Annotated in this window: 14 protein-coding genes; 6 read left to right on the top strand and 8 right to left on the bottom strand. The window is 73.0% G+C overall.

Features of this window, described 5'->3' with window-relative positions:
- The 6 genes from ABT084_RS32765 to ABT084_RS32790 all read right to left on the bottom strand — a co-directional run bounded on the left by ABT084_RS32765 (position 1) and on the right by ABT084_RS32790 (position 6,422).
- The gene (locus ABT084_RS32765) at positions 1-756 is read right to left on the bottom strand and encodes an alpha/beta fold hydrolase (protein WP_351051856.1); all 756 of its coding nucleotides are present in this window, start codon (positions 754-756) and stop codon (positions 1-3) included.
- A gap of 135 nt (positions 757-891) precedes the next feature.
- Positions 892-2,955, bottom strand: coding sequence for a phosphocholine-specific phospholipase C (locus ABT084_RS32770; protein ID WP_351051858.1), 2,064 nt, complete (start codon positions 2,953-2,955; stop codon positions 892-894).
- A 232-nt stretch (positions 2,956-3,187) separates the two neighbouring features.
- The gene (msrB, locus tag ABT084_RS32775; protein ID WP_351051863.1) at positions 3,188-3,595 is read right to left on the bottom strand and encodes a peptide-methionine (R)-S-oxide reductase MsrB; all 408 of its coding nucleotides are present in this window, start codon (positions 3,593-3,595) and stop codon (positions 3,188-3,190) included.
- A 14-nt stretch (positions 3,596-3,609) separates the two neighbouring features.
- On the bottom strand, positions 3,610-5,004 hold the full coding sequence (gene murC / locus ABT084_RS32780; RefSeq protein WP_351051865.1) for a UDP-N-acetylmuramate--L-alanine ligase: 1,395 nt from the start codon (positions 5,002-5,004) through the stop codon (positions 3,610-3,612).
- A 49-nt stretch (positions 5,005-5,053) separates the two neighbouring features.
- The gene (locus ABT084_RS32785) at positions 5,054-5,521 is read right to left on the bottom strand and encodes an indole-3-glycerol phosphate synthase (protein ID WP_351051867.1); all 468 of its coding nucleotides are present in this window, start codon (positions 5,519-5,521) and stop codon (positions 5,054-5,056) included.
- 127 nt (positions 5,522-5,648) lie between these two features.
- Entirely contained in the window at positions 5,649-6,422 is a 774-nt protein-coding gene (locus tag ABT084_RS32790) for a pyrimidine reductase family protein (protein ID WP_351051869.1), read from the bottom strand.
- Positions 6,423-6,458: 36 nt separating this feature from the next.
- Between ABT084_RS32790 and zapE the strand changes: the two genes are divergently transcribed.
- From zapE to ABT084_RS32810, 4 genes are all read left to right on the top strand, one after another.
- Positions 6,459-7,619, top strand: a complete 1,161-nt coding sequence (gene zapE / locus ABT084_RS32795; protein WP_502969244.1) for a cell division protein ZapE — start codon at positions 6,459-6,461, stop codon at positions 7,617-7,619.
- 65 nt (positions 7,620-7,684) lie between these two features.
- Positions 7,685-8,110: an OsmC family peroxiredoxin gene (locus ABT084_RS32800; RefSeq protein ID WP_351051870.1), complete on the top strand. Its 426-nt coding sequence runs from the start codon at positions 7,685-7,687 to the stop codon at positions 8,108-8,110.
- A 242-nt stretch (positions 8,111-8,352) separates the two neighbouring features.
- Positions 8,353-9,252: a PPK2 family polyphosphate kinase gene (locus ABT084_RS32805; RefSeq protein WP_502969245.1), complete on the top strand. Its 900-nt coding sequence runs from the start codon at positions 8,353-8,355 to the stop codon at positions 9,250-9,252.
- Positions 9,253-9,269: 17 nt separating this feature from the next.
- Positions 9,270-10,154: a polysaccharide deacetylase family protein gene (locus ABT084_RS32810; RefSeq protein WP_351051875.1), complete on the top strand. Its 885-nt coding sequence runs from the start codon at positions 9,270-9,272 to the stop codon at positions 10,152-10,154.
- 30 nt (positions 10,155-10,184) lie between these two features.
- On the opposite strand, the gene ABT084_RS32815 is transcribed toward ABT084_RS32810, so the two are convergent.
- A complete protein-coding gene (locus ABT084_RS32815; protein WP_351051878.1) occupies positions 10,185-10,394 on the bottom strand; it encodes a hypothetical protein in 210 nt (69 codons plus the stop codon).
- Between the two features lie 49 nt (positions 10,395-10,443).
- Positions 10,444-11,118, bottom strand: a complete 675-nt coding sequence (locus tag ABT084_RS32820) for an AIM24 family protein (RefSeq protein WP_351051881.1) — start codon at positions 11,116-11,118, stop codon at positions 10,444-10,446.
- A gap of 83 nt (positions 11,119-11,201) precedes the next feature.
- On the opposite strand from ABT084_RS32820, the gene ABT084_RS32825 reads away from it, so the two are divergent.
- A complete protein-coding gene (locus tag ABT084_RS32825) occupies positions 11,202-11,966 on the top strand; it encodes a peptidyl-tRNA hydrolase (protein ID WP_351051884.1) in 765 nt (254 codons plus the stop codon).
- A 175-nt stretch (positions 11,967-12,141) separates the two neighbouring features.
- A partial coding sequence (locus ABT084_RS32830; protein WP_351051886.1) for an MbnB/TglH/ChrH family RiPP precursor modification enzyme occupies positions 12,142-13,579 on the top strand: 1,438 nt, incomplete at its 3' end.

Raw genomic sequence — 13,579 nt, forward strand, 5'->3', positions numbered from 1 at the left:
TCAGGCGCGCAGGAAGGCCTCGACCTCGGTCACGAAGGCGACCGGGGCCTCGTGGGTCGGGTAGTGGCCCGTGCCGGGGAGGGTCCGGATCCGGCAGTCCGGGTACCAGACCTGCCAGGTGGCCCGCATCAGGTCGGCGGTGAGCGCGAGGTCGTACGCCCCGACGAGGACCAGCACCGGGACCGTGTTCCCCTTCACCGCCGAGGACAGGTCGAGCGGCTGCCAGTCCTCGAAGTAGGCGGCGAAGGCCTCGGGGCGGGAGACCTCCAGGGAGTGGCGGACCATCGAGTCCAGCCAGTGGCGGCTCGCCCGGTTGCCGGTGACCAGGTCGAGGATGATCCGCCGCTTCCCGGGGTCCGCGGCGGCGCCCCGGAAGAGCGCGTGGGTCCCGTCGTCCATCGCGTAGGGCCCGGCGGGCACGGGGGCGACGCCGACCAGCTTCTCGACCCGCTGCGGTGCCCGGACCAGGACCTGCTGGGCGGCCTTGGCGCCCATGGAGTGCCCGATCAGGGAGAAGGTGTCCCAGCCGAGTTCGTCGGCGAGGGCGAGCACGTCGTCGGCGATCTCGGGGACGGTGTAGCGGCCGGGTACGTCCTTGCGGTCGCCGTAGCCCCGGTAGTCGGGGAAGGCGTACGAGAACCCCTCGGGGTCCAGGTATTCGAGGACGGATCCCCAGTGCGCACAGGTGCCGAACCAGTCGTGCAGGACGATGACGCGGGCGGGTCCGGTGCCGATCCTGCGATGGGCGATGGCCATGCGTTGCTCCCTCGGTGACGGGGCCGCCGGCCGAGCCGGTGGCGCGAGCGGCCCCGGTGACGGAAACCGACGCCGTACGTTCTGCCCAGCGGGCCCGCGGTCACACCGCGAGCCCGCTGCCACGGCGCCCGCGGGTCAGGCGGTCCTGATCGCCGGGTCCGAGACGCCCGGGGCGCCCGTCTCCACGTGGCCCGCGAAGCGGCGAAGGAAGGTGGCGTCCGCGTCGGAGACGACCTTCACGTCGTACCAGCGGCCCGTGGCCTGGAGGTTCACCGTGTACGGCACGGTGGCACCGGGCAGCACCTTGAACGTCTGTGCGGCGCCGCCGTAGGCGTTGGTCACCGTGAGGTTGACGGCGGCCGTGCCCGCGTTGGTCATCGACAGCGTCAGATTGCCGGAGGCCGCGGCGTGGCGGGCCGTCACCTCGGGACCGGCCTTCTTCGCCGGGCCCTTGAAGGTGCGCAGGAAGCCGTTGGGGCCCCAGACCGTGAGGTTGATCTGGTTGCCCGTGGAGCTGCTGGTGCTCCAGGTGTCGGCGAGGGTCTTGCCCGCCTCGACCGTATAGGGCCAGGGGCCGTCCGTACGGTTGCCCGAGGTGCAGTGGAAGTGCGCGCCCAGCGTCGGGCCACTGGCGAAGGTGAGGGTGAACTTGCCGGTGGAGACGGTGGCCTGGCCGTCCACGTACGGGGCGTAGCCGAGCGCGCGGGTGGGCTTGGAGCCCGGCTCCTGCACCGGCAGCGCCCCGGTGGCCGGCGGGACGGGGTGGTAGGAGGCGTGCGCGTTGTGGTCCGCCGGCAGGTAGCCCGTGGTGGACGGCAGCGCGGCGGGGCCCGCGTCGGCCTGGGTGAAGTCGAAGGCCGCGGTCAGGTCACCGCAGACGGCGCGGCGCCACGGCGAGATGTTGGGCTCCTGCACGCCGAAGCGCTTCTCGATGAAGCGGATCACCGAGGTGTGGTCGAAGGTCTCGGAGCAGACGTAGCCGCCCTTGCTCCACGGCGAGACCACGATCATCGGCACGCGCGGGCCCAGCCCGTAGGGCCCGGCCGCGTAGCCGCTGACGCCGCCGGTGTAGAGGTCCCGGGTGACGTCGGCGGTGGACAGGCCCCAGGCCGAGGAGGCCGGCGGGTACGGCGGGACGACGTGGTCGAAGAACCCGTCGTTCTCGTCGTAGGTGATGAAGAAGGCGGTCTTCGCCCACACGGCCGGGTTGGAGGTCAGCGCGTCGAGGACCTGGGAGACGTACCAGGCGCCGAAGTTGGCGGGCCAGTTCGGGTGCTCGCTGAAGGCCTCGGGGGCCGCGATCCAGGAGACCTTCGGCAGGGTGCCGTTCTGGACGTCGGCGCGCAGCTTGTCGAAGTAGCCGTCGCCCGCCTTGGCGTTCGTACCGGTGCGGGCCTTCTCGTACAGCGCGCTGCCGGGCTGGGCGTTGCGGTAGGAGTTGAAGTACAGCAGCGAGTTGTCGCCGTAGTTGCCGCGGAACGCGTCGCCGATCCAGCCCCAGCCGCCCGCGGCGTTCAGGCCGTCGCCGATGTCCTGGTAGACCTTCCAGGAGACCCCGGCCGTCTCCAGCCGCTCCGGGTAGGTCTTCCAGCTGTAGCCCGCCTCCTGGTTGCCGAGGACCGGCCCGCCGCCGGTGCCGTCGTTGCCGGTGTGGCCGGAGAAGAGGTAGTAGCGGTTGGGGTCGGTGGCTCCGATGAAGGAGCAGTGGTAGGCGTCGCAGATGGTGAAGGCGTCGGCGAGCGCGTAGTGGAACGGGATGTCGTTCCGGTTCATGTACGACATGGTGGTCGTGGTCTTGGCCGGGACCCACTTGTCGTACTTGCCGTTGTTGTAGGCCTGGTGGCCACCGGCCCAGTCGTGGTTGAGCCCCTCGACGAACTGCATGCCCAGGTCGTTGACCTGGGGGTGGAACGGCAGGATGTCCTTGGTCCCGTTGGACTGGTAGAAGACGGGCTTGCCGTTGTCCTGGAGGACCGGACGCGGGTCGCCGAAGCCCCGGACACCCTTCATCGTGCCGAAGTACTGGTCGAAGGACCGGTTCTCCTGCATCAGTACGACGATGTGCTCGATGTCCTGGATGGTGCCGGTGCTGCCCTGCGCGGGGATGGCGGCGGCGCGGGCGATGCTCTCCGAGAGCAGCGTGGCGGCGGCGGTGCCGCCGGCTATCTGGAGAAACCGGCGACGGTCGAGTTCTGCCATGGCGAGAAGACCTCTGGGGGTGAGGAGGGGTGCTGCGGGCGCTGAGGGGCGACCCAAGGACAACGTGCCCGGCCCACCGGCAGGGGACTCCTCCGTGACCTGCCGCCGTACAACCGGCTAACGCCGGGTCCGCTCCGGGCACATGCCGCCGGGGGCGGTGACCGGGGTACGACGACGCCGGGGCCCGCTGTCGGACGACAGCGGGCCCCGGCGTGCGGAACGTGCGGTGCGCTCAGTCCTGTTCGGGGGTCAGGCGCAGCGAGATGGAGTTGATGCAGTAGCGCTGGTCGGTCGGGGTCGGGTAACCCTCGCCCTCGAAGACGTGTCCCAGGTGGGAGCCGCACTTCGCGCAGCGGACCTCGGTGCGGACCATGCCGTGGCTGGTGTCCGCGATCAGCTCGACCGCGTCGGTGTCCTTCGGGTCGAAGAAGGACGGCCAGCCGCAGTGCGACGCGAACTTCTCCGTGGAGCGGAACAGCTCGGAGCCGCAGGCGCGACAGGAGTAGACGCCGGCCGTGGTGGTGTCCGTGTACTCACCGCGGAAGGCGGGCTCGGTCCCGGCCAGTCGCAGGACCTGGTACTCCGACGGGGTCAGCTCCGCCTGCCACTGCTCGTCGGGCTTCTCGATCTCGTACGCCATCGCGCCTCTCCCCTTCAGTTCGCCAGCCGGGCCAGGATGGCCAGACCCAGGTCGGTCACGTCACCGGCCCCCATGGTGAGAACGAGATCGCCGGGCTTCGCCATTCCCGCGATGACGTCCGCGACGGCGGCCTTGTCGTGCTCGGCGGTGACGTCGGCGCCCGCGGCGCGCGCCGCGGCGATGATGATCTCGCTGGTGACCCCGGGGACCGGGTCCTCGCGGGCCGGGTAGATGTCGAGGACCACGGAGGCGTCGGCCAGCGCGAGGGCCTGGCCCATCTCCTTGCCCAGCTCCTGGGTGCGGGAGAACAGGTGGGGCTGGAAGACGACCAGGATCCGGGAGTCACCGGCGGCGCCGCGGATGGCCTCCAGGTCGGCGGTCATCTCGGTGGGGTGGTGCGCGTAGGAGTCGATCACCTGTACGCCCGCCGCCTCGCCCTTGAGCTGGAGGCGGCGCTTGACGCCGGTGTACTTGCCGAGCGCGGAGGCCAGGTTGTGCGCCGGGATGCCGAGGGCCACGCCCGCCGCGAGGGCGGCGACGGCGTTGAGCGCGTAGTGGCGGCCGGGCACCGAGACGGTGAAGGTGAGCAGCTTGCCGCCGATGAGGACGGTGACCTCGCCGGCCAGCCCGCGCGGGGTGATCTTCAGGACGCGGACGTCGGCCGTCTCGGTCTCGCCGTAGGTGACGACGCTGACGGAGGACAGGTCGCGGACCCGGCGGGTCAGCTCGACGGCGCCTTCCTGGTCGGCGGAGACGACCAGGGTGCCACCGGGGACGATCTTGCCGACGAAGGTCTCGAAGGAGTCGTGGATCTCCTCCATCGAGGCGTAGTTCGCGTGGTGGTCCAGCTCGCTGTTGAGGACGATGGCGACCTGGGGCGCGTACTTGTGGAAGCTGCGGTCGCTCTCGTCCGCCTCGGCGACGAAGATGTCGCCCTCGCCGTGGTGGGCGTTGGAGCCGGGGGCGTCCAGGTCTCCGCCGATGGCGTAGGAGGGGTCCAGGCCGAGGGCCGAGAGGGACACCGCCAGCATCGAGGTGGTGGTGGTCTTGCCGTGCGTACCGGCGACCGCGATCGGGCGCAGGCCCTCCATCAGCGCGGCGAGCGCGTCGGAGCGGTGCACGACGGGGACCCCGAGCTCGGCGGCGCGGGCCAGCTCGGGGTTGTCGGCGCGGATGGCGCTGGAGACGACCACGCAGGTCGCGTCGTCGGCGAGGTGGCCGGCGGCGTGCCCGATGTGGACGGTGGCGCCGTGGGCGCGCAGCGCCGCGGCGGTCTCGGAGTCACGGGCGTCGCTTCCGGCGACCCGCGCGCCGCGCTGGGCGAGGATCTTCGCGATGCCGGACATGCCGGCGCCGCCGATGCCGATGAAGTGGGGCCGTTCCATGGCGGTCGGCAGGCCGGGCGTCATACAGGTCGCTCCTGATGGTCAAAATTCAACTGTGTACGTGCCGCCCAGCCTATTCGTTGTGGGCGAAGAGTTTGAGCACCGGAACCCCGACCTTGTGCCGTGCCCGGGAGGCCCAGTCCCGGTGGAAGAACTCCTCCACGAAGTGCGGGGCGGTCAGGACGATCACTTCGTCGGCGCCCGTCTGCGCCACGACGGCCTTCAGGTGGTCGAGCGGGTGGTCCTCGATGACCTGTCCGACGGCCTGGGCTCCCTTGGCGCGCAAGGCCGCCAACGAATGGGCCAGCGCCTGCTCGGCGGGGCCGCGGGCGGCGTCGCCCTCGGGCTCGTCGCCCTCGTGCAGCGCCTCGGGCAGCTCGCCGAGCGCGACGTCGTCGATGGCGCGGAGCAGCCGGTCCTGGTCGCCCCGGGGCTGCATGAGGACGAAGAAGGAGACCGGGTCGTCTCCGTGCAGGGTGGTGACGAAGTCCACGTCTACGGGTGTCAGAGGCTGCTCGATCATCAAAACGCTCGTGAACACGGACGCCCTCTCCTTCATGGGCCGTGGCCGGCCCCTGCGGAAACCATCCTGCCCCGCTGTCGCACGGGGCTCGCGCAGGTATATGTGCCCAGCGGAAGCTAAGCGGAACGGCAAATTCCGCTGCTTGTCAGATCCGACGGTAACTCGTGTAGAGGAACCCGGCCTCTTCCAGCAGCGAGGCCAGCGTGAGCCGCTGCGGTACGTCGACCCGCGGGCCCCCCGCGATCCGCTGGGCGTCACCCGCGGTGAGCGTCGGGGACACGCTCAGGCACAGCTCGTCCAGCACCCCGGCGGCCACGAACTGCCCCAGCAGCCGCGGCCCGCCCTCGGTGAGCTGGCGGCGCAGCCCCCGGTCGGCCAGCTCCAGCACCACCCGGGCCGGGTCCACGCCCGCGCCCTCCCCGGCGACCACCACCTCGGCCCCGGACGCGGCCGCCGCCGCCACCCGGTCGGCGGGGGCGGTGGCTCCGGTGAGCACCAGGGTGGGCACCAGCGGCGCGGCGAACAGGGGCAGGGTGAAGTCCAGGTCCAGGCTCGCGGTGACCACCGCGATGACCGGGGCGGGGCCCTGACCGGCGGCGGCCCGGCGGGCGGCGAAGTCCTCGCGGGCCCGGGCCGGGCGGTAACCCTCCTGGCGAACCGTTTCCGCGCCGACCACCACCACATCGGCCAGCGCCCGCAGGGTGCCGAAGATCCGCATGTCGGTCTCGCTGGACAGGGGCTGCGAGCGCCCGTCGTGCTGACCGGCGCCGTCCAGCGAGGAGACCATGTTCGCCCGCAGCCAGTGGGCTCCGTCGGCGAGCGCGGGGTACGCGTAGGCCTCGGCCAGCTCGTCCAGGGACCACGGGTGGTCGCCCGGGGCGGGGGATGTCTGATCGGTCACAGGGAACAGGCGTCGCATCGGTGCAGTCTGACACGCCCCGTAGAGTTAAGGGCTGTGTCAACCTCTCTCTCCCCCTCCGGTGCCGCCGCCGCACACGGTGCCGCCGCCGGACGGAGCCCGATAGCCGACGCGGGACCCGGTGACAGTGCCGACGGACCCGACGCGGGCCCGCTCGCGCTGTGCGCCCGCGCGCCCCACGTGCCCGCCGAGCGCCTCGTCGCCGAGATGGTGCCGCCACCGCGCTTCGACTCGGTGCGCTTCGCCACGTACGACCCGGACCCGGACCAGCCGAGCCAGTCCGAGGCGGTCACCGTGCTGAGCGGCTTCGCCGCCGGTCTCGGCGGGGCCCACGCGAGCGGCGCGGGCAAGCGCCGCTGGTTCGGGAGGGGCCCGAAGAACACGGCCGCGCCCGGCCCGCGCGGGGTCTACCTCGACGGCGGGTACGGCGTCGGCAAGACCCACCTGCTGGCCTCGCTGTGGCACGCCACTCCGGCCGAGCCCGCGCTCAAGGCCTTCGGCACCTTCGTGGAGCTGACGAATCTGGTCGGCGCGCTCGGCTTCCAGCAGACCGTCCAGACCCTGGGCGGCCACCGGCTGCTGTGCATCGACGAATTCGAGCTGGACGACCCGGGCGACACCGTGCTGGTGTCCTCCCTGCTCAGCCGGCTGGTCGAGCAGGGCGTCGCGCTCGCCGCGACCTCCAACACGCTGCCCGGCAAGCTCGGCGAGGGCCGGTTCGCGGCCGCCGACTTCCTGCGCGAGATCCAGGGCCTGTCCGCGCAGTTCCGCCCGCTGCGGATCGACGGCCAGGACTACCGCCACCGCGGCCTGCCCGAGGCGCCCGCGCCGTACTCCGACGAGCAGGTGACCAAGGCCGCGTACGCGACGCCCGGCGCCAGCCTGGACGACTTCCCCGGTCTGCTCGAACACCTGGCCAAGGTGCACCCGAGCCGCTACGGCGCGCTCACCGAGGGCGTCGCCGCGGTCTGCCTCACCGACGTCGGCCCGGTGCCGGACCAGTCGACCGCGCTGCGCCTGGTGGTGCTGGCCGACCGGCTCTACGACCGCGAGATACCGGTCCTCGCCTCCGGCGTGCCCTTCGACCGTCTGTTCAGTGACGAGATGCTGAACGGCGGCTACCGCAAGAAGTACTTCCGCGCCATCTCGCGGCTCACCGCGCTCGCCCGCGACGCGAAGGGCCTGGTGGCCCAGTAGGTTTGGGGGCGCCGGACCGGTCGTCAGGCCGTCCGGCCGCTTCCACCTATGCGAAGGGATCCGCCATGGCCACCACGCGTCACGCGCACACCGTCTGGGAAGGCAACCTCCTCAAGGGTTCGGGGGTCGTCACCCTCGACTCCTCGGGCAGGGGCTCCTTCGACGTCTCCTGGCCCTCCCGCGCGGAGGCGGCCAACGGCAAGACCAGCCCGGAAGAGCTGATCGCCGCCGCGCACTCCAGCTGCTACTCGATGGCGCTCTCCCACGGTCTGGACGGAGCGGGCACCCCGCCCACCCGCGTCGAGACCAAGGCCGACGTCACCTTCCAGCCGGGTGAGGGCATCACCGGGATCCACCTCACCGTGCGCGCCGAGGTGCCGGGTCTGGACGCCGAGGCCTTCGCCGCCGCCGCCGAGGACGCCAAGAAGAACTGCCCGGTCAGCCAGGCCCTGACGGGGACCACGATCACGCTCTCCGCCGAGCTGCTCTGACCCCTGGGCCGCACGAGTCGGCCCGGCCGCCACCGGCGCGCGTCCGCCCGCCCGCTCCCGCCCGCCCGCTCCCGCCCGGGCAGCGGGCCGGGGGGCCGCCCGGTGGGGCCCGGCCCGATCCCGTGGATCGACGGCCCGGAGCCATCTCGAGTCCCGCCCTCGGGAGTTGCCGACGCACGACCGGCACGGACCGGCTCTCGCCTCGCGCCCGCGTTCGATGTGAGCGAAGATCGGACGCACCGATGCGAGGGGGGTTGCCCGTGCCGAAGCGCAAGAAGGACGCCCGGGGCGAGGAGACGAAGGCCGGCGGCCTCGCGGAGCTGTTGCGGGTCCCCCCGGGGAGCCGGGTCGATCTGGCCGGCACCGACGCCGGCGCCACCCCCGGCGGCCCCGCCGGCAAGGCGGCCGGGCTGGCCGCCACCGCCGCGATGGGCGAGCGGCTCGCCGCGCTCCAGGAGCGGCTGTACGCCTCCGCCACCGCCGGGGACCGCCGCCGGGTGCTGCTCGTGCTCCAGGGCATGGACACCAGCGGCAAGGGCGGCACGGTCAAGCACGTGATCGGCCTGTTCAACCCTTCCGGGTGCCGCATCAGGGCCTTCAAGGCGCCCACGGCCCAGGAGCGGGAGCACCCCTTCCTCTGGCGGATCGAGCAGGCCCTCCCCCTGCCGGGCGAGATCGGCATCTTCGACCGGTCGCACTACGAGGACGTGCTGATCGCCCGGGTCCGCGAGCTGGCGCCGCGCGCCGAGGTGGACGCCCGCTACGGGAAGATCAACGACTTCGAGCGGTCCCTCGCGGACGACGGCGTGACCGTGGTGAAGGTCTTCCTCCACATCGGCTACGAGGAGCAGCGCGCGCGGCTGCTGGCCCGCCTGGACAACCCCGACAAGCACTGGAAGTTCAACGCCGGGGACATCGAGGAGCGCGCCCTGTGGCCCGCGTACCAGGAGGCGTACGAGCTGGCCCTGGAGCGCTGCTCCACCGGCCCGGCGCCCTGGTACGTCGTCCCCGCGGACCGCAAGTGGTACCGCAACTGGGCGGTCAGCACGCTGCTCCTGGAGCACTTGGAGGCGCTCGCGCCGCGCTATCCCCCGGGCGACTTCGATGTGGAGGAGTGCCGCTCCCGTCTGCTCAGCTCATAGTCATATATTTTGCCTACGTGACCATTTCTGTACGCAAAGTGGCCGTACTAGCCGTGCTCGGCGCCGCGCTCGCGGGGTGCGGAGGCGGCTCGGGCGCCTCGGGGGCCGCCCTCGGACCTGCCCGGACGGGCGCTCCCGCCGCCGCGCCCTCCGGCCCGGCCGCGTCCCCGAGCCCGTCCGCCGCCTCCGCCTCGCCCTCCAAGGCCCCCACGATCGCGCCCGGGCCGGGCGGTCTCACCCCGGTCTTCGAGCGCTCCCGGCAGACGACGGACAAGACCGTCGCGCTCACCTTCGACGCCGACATGACCTCCGACCAGGGGCCGCGCGCGGCGGGCGGCGAGCACTTCGACAACCCGCAGCTGATCTCCACGCTGCGGCAGCTGAAGGTGCCCGCCACCGTGTTCATGACCGGCCGCTGGGCCGAGGAGTACCCGGACCAGGCCAAGGCCATCGGCACCGATCCGAACTTCGAGATCGCGAACCACTCCTACAGCCACCACGCCTTCAAGTCCCCCTGCTACGGACTCCCCGCGCTCGACGGCGCGGCGGCCCGGGCGGACGTGGACCGGGCCTTCGAGGCCTTCCGCAAGGCGGGCGCGGTCAACACCGTCCCGTACTTCCGTTTCCCCGGCGGCTGCTACGACGACCAGGCCCTGCGCGTCCTGGCCACGGCCAAGGTCACGGCCGTCCAGTGGGACGTGGTCAGCGGGGACGCCTTCGCCAAGGACCCGGACGCGGTGGCCGAACAGGTGCTGGCCGGGGTCAAGCCCGGTTCGGTGGTGGTCATGCACTGCACGCGCAGCGCCGCCCCGGTGACCGAGGAAGCCGTCCGCAAGATCGTCCCGGAGCTGCGCAAGCGCGGCTACCGCTTCGTGAAGGTCTCCGACCTGATCGGGAAGTAGCCGCGGGCGCCCGGCGGCGGCCGCTCCCCGCTATCCGGAGCAGGCGGTGCGCTGGGCGTCCTGCCACTCGCACACCGGGCACAGCACCACGCCCGGGGTGGCGACCCCGTACTCGGTGGGCTTGCCGCACTCCAGGCAGTCCGCGTACGGCGGCCCGGGCACCCGACCGGCCGGGGCGGCCGGGGCCGGGCAGTACGTCGCGCTCTCGTCCGGCCGCCGCGGCCCGTCCTGCTGGTCCATGCCCCGACCGTACCCGGCCCCACCGCGCCCCGCGTCGGCGCTCCCCCCGTCAGTGGGCGGCCGCGGTCTCCGTGACCTCGCTCGGGCGGACGATGACGAAGCCCTCGCCGCGCAGCATCAGCTGGACGGCCTCGCCGGAGCCGCCGCGGATCATCGAGCCCACGGACTGCGAGCGGTGCAGGCCGGTCTCCAGCTGGGCGCTCCAGCCGACCACCGCGTCCGTGTCGACGTACACCGGTGCCTGCGCGGTGACCGGAATGATGATCGGATTGCCGTCGCAGACCAGGGCGAGCTTGCCGTAGCCGGTGAAGACGCTGTTGAAGAGGCCGCCGCCGGTCATCCCGGCGCCCTTCACCATCTTGATCTCGTAGGACAGCGTCGGGTCGAAGCACAGGACGTTGCGGCCGTTGAGGGTCAGGGCGTCGCCCTGCTCCATCTCGACGATGAAACAGTTGCCGGCCTGGTGCGCGAACCAGGCCTCGCCCTGCCCGCGGACCGACATCAGGGCCAGGCCCTCGCCGGTGACGGCGCGCTTGAGCATGCCGCCGATGCCCTGGCCCTTGCGCTCGAACTGGAGGTTGCCCCGGAAGGCGATCATCGCGCCCTGGCGGGCGAGCATTTCACCGTTGACGGTGTATTTGACGGATTTGGCGTTCTGCAGCTCCATGCCGGGGGCGGTGGGTGCCGTGGCCAGGTTCTCGGATGCGAAAAGATCACTCTTCATGAGGGGGATCCTCGCCCGGGAGGCGACTCCCGGGCATCCTCCTGAAGTCGGAGGCCGCGGGCCCGGGTGGCAGACTTGGCCGGATGAGCGCCCACGACACCGCCCACGACACCGCGCCCGCCGCCGCCTCCGGCACCACGGAGCCCGAGAACCCCTTCCGCCCGGAGCACGACACCCGCGACGAGGCCCCGCAGTTCGTGCTGCCGCTGGTGGTCCGGCTGGAGAAGACGGCGCCCCCGGCCCGGACGGACGCGCTGGAGACGGCGGCGCGCGCGGTGCTGGTGCTGCTCTCGGACGAGCGGGCGCTCGGCGAGGGCGAGTGGGCCCGGGCCGTCCACGACTGGCAGGACGCGCGGATCCGCAAGGTGGTGCGGCGGGCGCGCGGGGCGGAGTGGCGCAAGGCGGAGACCCTGGCGGGCATCACCGTGCACGGCGACGCGACCGAGGTACGGGTGTTCCCGCCGGTGCCCCTGGACGGCTGGCCCAAGGAGCTGGCCAAGCTCCAGGTGTCCGGCACCGACCTGGACGACCCGGAACCGGTCGGTCCGGCGGATCCGGCGGTGCCCGTGCTGTGGCTCAATCCCGGGCTGGACATGTCGGCGGGCAAGGAGATGGCCCAGGCCGGCCACGCGGCGCAGCTGGCCTGGTGGGAGCTGACCGGGCCCGAGCGCGCGGCCTGGCGGGCGGACGGCTTCCGGCTGGCCGTGCGCACGGCCGCGCCCCAGCGGTGGGCGGAGCTGACCGGGAGCGGGCTCCCGGTGGTGCGCGACGCCGGTTTCACCGAGATCGCGCCCGGTTCCTGCACGGTGGTCTCGGACCACCCGGCTCTGCGCGGACGGCTCCGCTAAGGACCCTTCCCGCGCCGGTCGGGGCCGCCGCCCGGCCGCTTCCCGGCCGTTACCGGACCGCTCCCCTCTTGTGCGGAACCTCAAATATTGCTCTGAACGTCCCCTCCTGCGGTTGGCAGGTCTTCGCCGGGGCCATGACACCGGCACAGACCGCTTGGAAGGGGGCGAGGGGTAGATGAAGCGCACGGCACACCTGGGGGTGGGCATCGGCTGGCGGCCGGAGATCGCGGAAGCGGTGGAGCGGCTGCCGGACCTGGACTGGGTCGAGGTGGTGGCCGAGAACATCTGCCCGGGCCACCTCCCCGCGTCGCTGCTGCGGTTGCGCGAGCGCGGCACCGCGGTCGTCCCGCACGGCGTCGGGCTGGGCCTCGGCGGCGCCGACCGGCCCGACCCGGCGCGGCTGGCCGCGCTGGCCGAGCGGGCGGTGGCTCTGGGGGCCCCGCTGGTGAGTGAGCACATCGCCTTCGTACGGACCTCCTCGCCGGCGCTGGAGGCCGGGCACCTGCTGCCCGTGCCCCGGACCCGGGACGCGCTGGACGTCCTGTGCGAGAACGTACGCATCGCCCAGGACGCGCTGCCGGTGCCGCTGGCCCTGGAGAACATCGCCGCGCTGATCTCCTGGCCCGGCGAGGAGCTGACCGAGGGGCAGTTCCTGGCGGAGCTGGTCGAGCGGACCGGCGTACGGCTGCTGATCGACGTCGCCAACCTGCACACGAACCGGGTGAACCGGGGCGAGGACCCGCTGGCCGCGCTGGACGCGATCCCGCTGGAGGCGCTGGCGTACGTCCACGTGGCGGGCGGGGTCGAGCGCGACGGCGTGTGGCACGACACCCACGCCCACCCCGTCGCGCCGGTCGTCCTGGACCTGCTGGCGGAGCTGCGCGCCCGGGTGGACCCGCCGGGGGTGCTGCTGGAGCGGGACGACGACTTCCCGCCGGAGGCGGAGCTGGCGGGCGAACTGACCGCCATCCGCGCGGTGGTCCGCGGCGGCGAGCGGGAGCCGCGGCGGTCCGCCCCGCGCTCGCCCGCTCCGGCCGCCGGGCCCACCGCTCCCCCCGCTCCCGCCGACTCCGCTCCCCTCGACACCGCGGCCGCGCGCACCCGGGTCGGGCTGGGCCAGGCCGCGCTGCTCTCGGCGCTGGTCGCGGGTACGCCCGTACCCGAGGGCTTCGACGGGCGGCGGCTGCGGGTGCAGTCGCGCGCCCTCGCCGCCAAGCGCGCCGGGGTGGTGCGCAAGCTGGCGCCGGAGCTGGCCGAGGTGCTGGGGGCGCAGGCCTACCGCGAGGCCTTCCTGCGGTACGCCCGGACCCGCCCGATGACCGGCGGCTACCGGCGCGACGCGCTCGATTTCGCCGAGCACCTGCTCATCCAGGACCTGCCCGAGGACCCGGCGGCGCGCCGCCGGCTGACCGAGTGGTGGCAGGACCGGGCCGGGGTCCGGCCCGTCGGACCGCTGGCCCGCTGGGCCCGGACCCTGCTGCCCTGGCGGCGCAGGCCGCCGCGCCCCGCCGCGCCGGGCGCGGCGGGATATCCCCGTAAGTTCGCGAAGAGTTGCCCGTCGGGAAACTCGGACGCCGAGCGCTGGGCCGCGCGTACCGCGAGGGTCGTCTTAC

The organism is Streptomyces sp. NPDC002138, from assembly GCF_040296485.1.
Classification (GTDB): domain Bacteria; phylum Actinomycetota; class Actinomycetes; order Streptomycetales; family Streptomycetaceae; genus Streptomyces.

Excerpts from the sequence above, each read along its gene's own strand:
- msrB (WP_351051863.1), bottom strand. The coding sequence starts at position 3,595 with ATGGCGTACGAGATCGAGAAGCCCGACGAGCAGTGGCAGGCGGAGCTG.
- ABT084_RS32805 (WP_502969245.1), top strand. The coding sequence starts at position 8,353 with ATGCGAGGGGGGTTGCCCGTGCCGAAGCGCAAGAAGGACGCCCGGGGC.
- ABT084_RS32820 (WP_351051881.1), bottom strand. The coding sequence starts at position 11,118 with ATGAAGAGTGATCTTTTCGCATCCGAGAACCTGGCCACGGCACCCACC.
- ABT084_RS32815 (WP_351051878.1), bottom strand. The coding sequence starts at position 10,394 with ATGGACCAGCAGGACGGGCCGCGGCGGCCGGACGAGAGCGCGACGTAC.
- ABT084_RS32770 (WP_351051858.1), bottom strand. The coding sequence starts at position 2,955 with ATGGCAGAACTCGACCGTCGCCGGTTTCTCCAGATAGCCGGCGGCACC.
- ABT084_RS32800 (WP_351051870.1), top strand. The coding sequence starts at position 7,685 with ATGGCCACCACGCGTCACGCGCACACCGTCTGGGAAGGCAACCTCCTC.
- ABT084_RS32765 (WP_351051856.1), bottom strand. The coding sequence starts at position 756 with ATGGCCATCGCCCATCGCAGGATCGGCACCGGACCCGCCCGCGTCATC.
- ABT084_RS32790 (WP_351051869.1), bottom strand. The coding sequence starts at position 6,422 with ATGCGACGCCTGTTCCCTGTGACCGATCAGACATCCCCCGCCCCGGGC.
- ABT084_RS32825 (WP_351051884.1), top strand. The coding sequence starts at position 11,202 with ATGAGCGCCCACGACACCGCCCACGACACCGCGCCCGCCGCCGCCTCC.
- murC (WP_351051865.1), bottom strand. The coding sequence starts at position 5,004 with ATGACGCCCGGCCTGCCGACCGCCATGGAACGGCCCCACTTCATCGGC.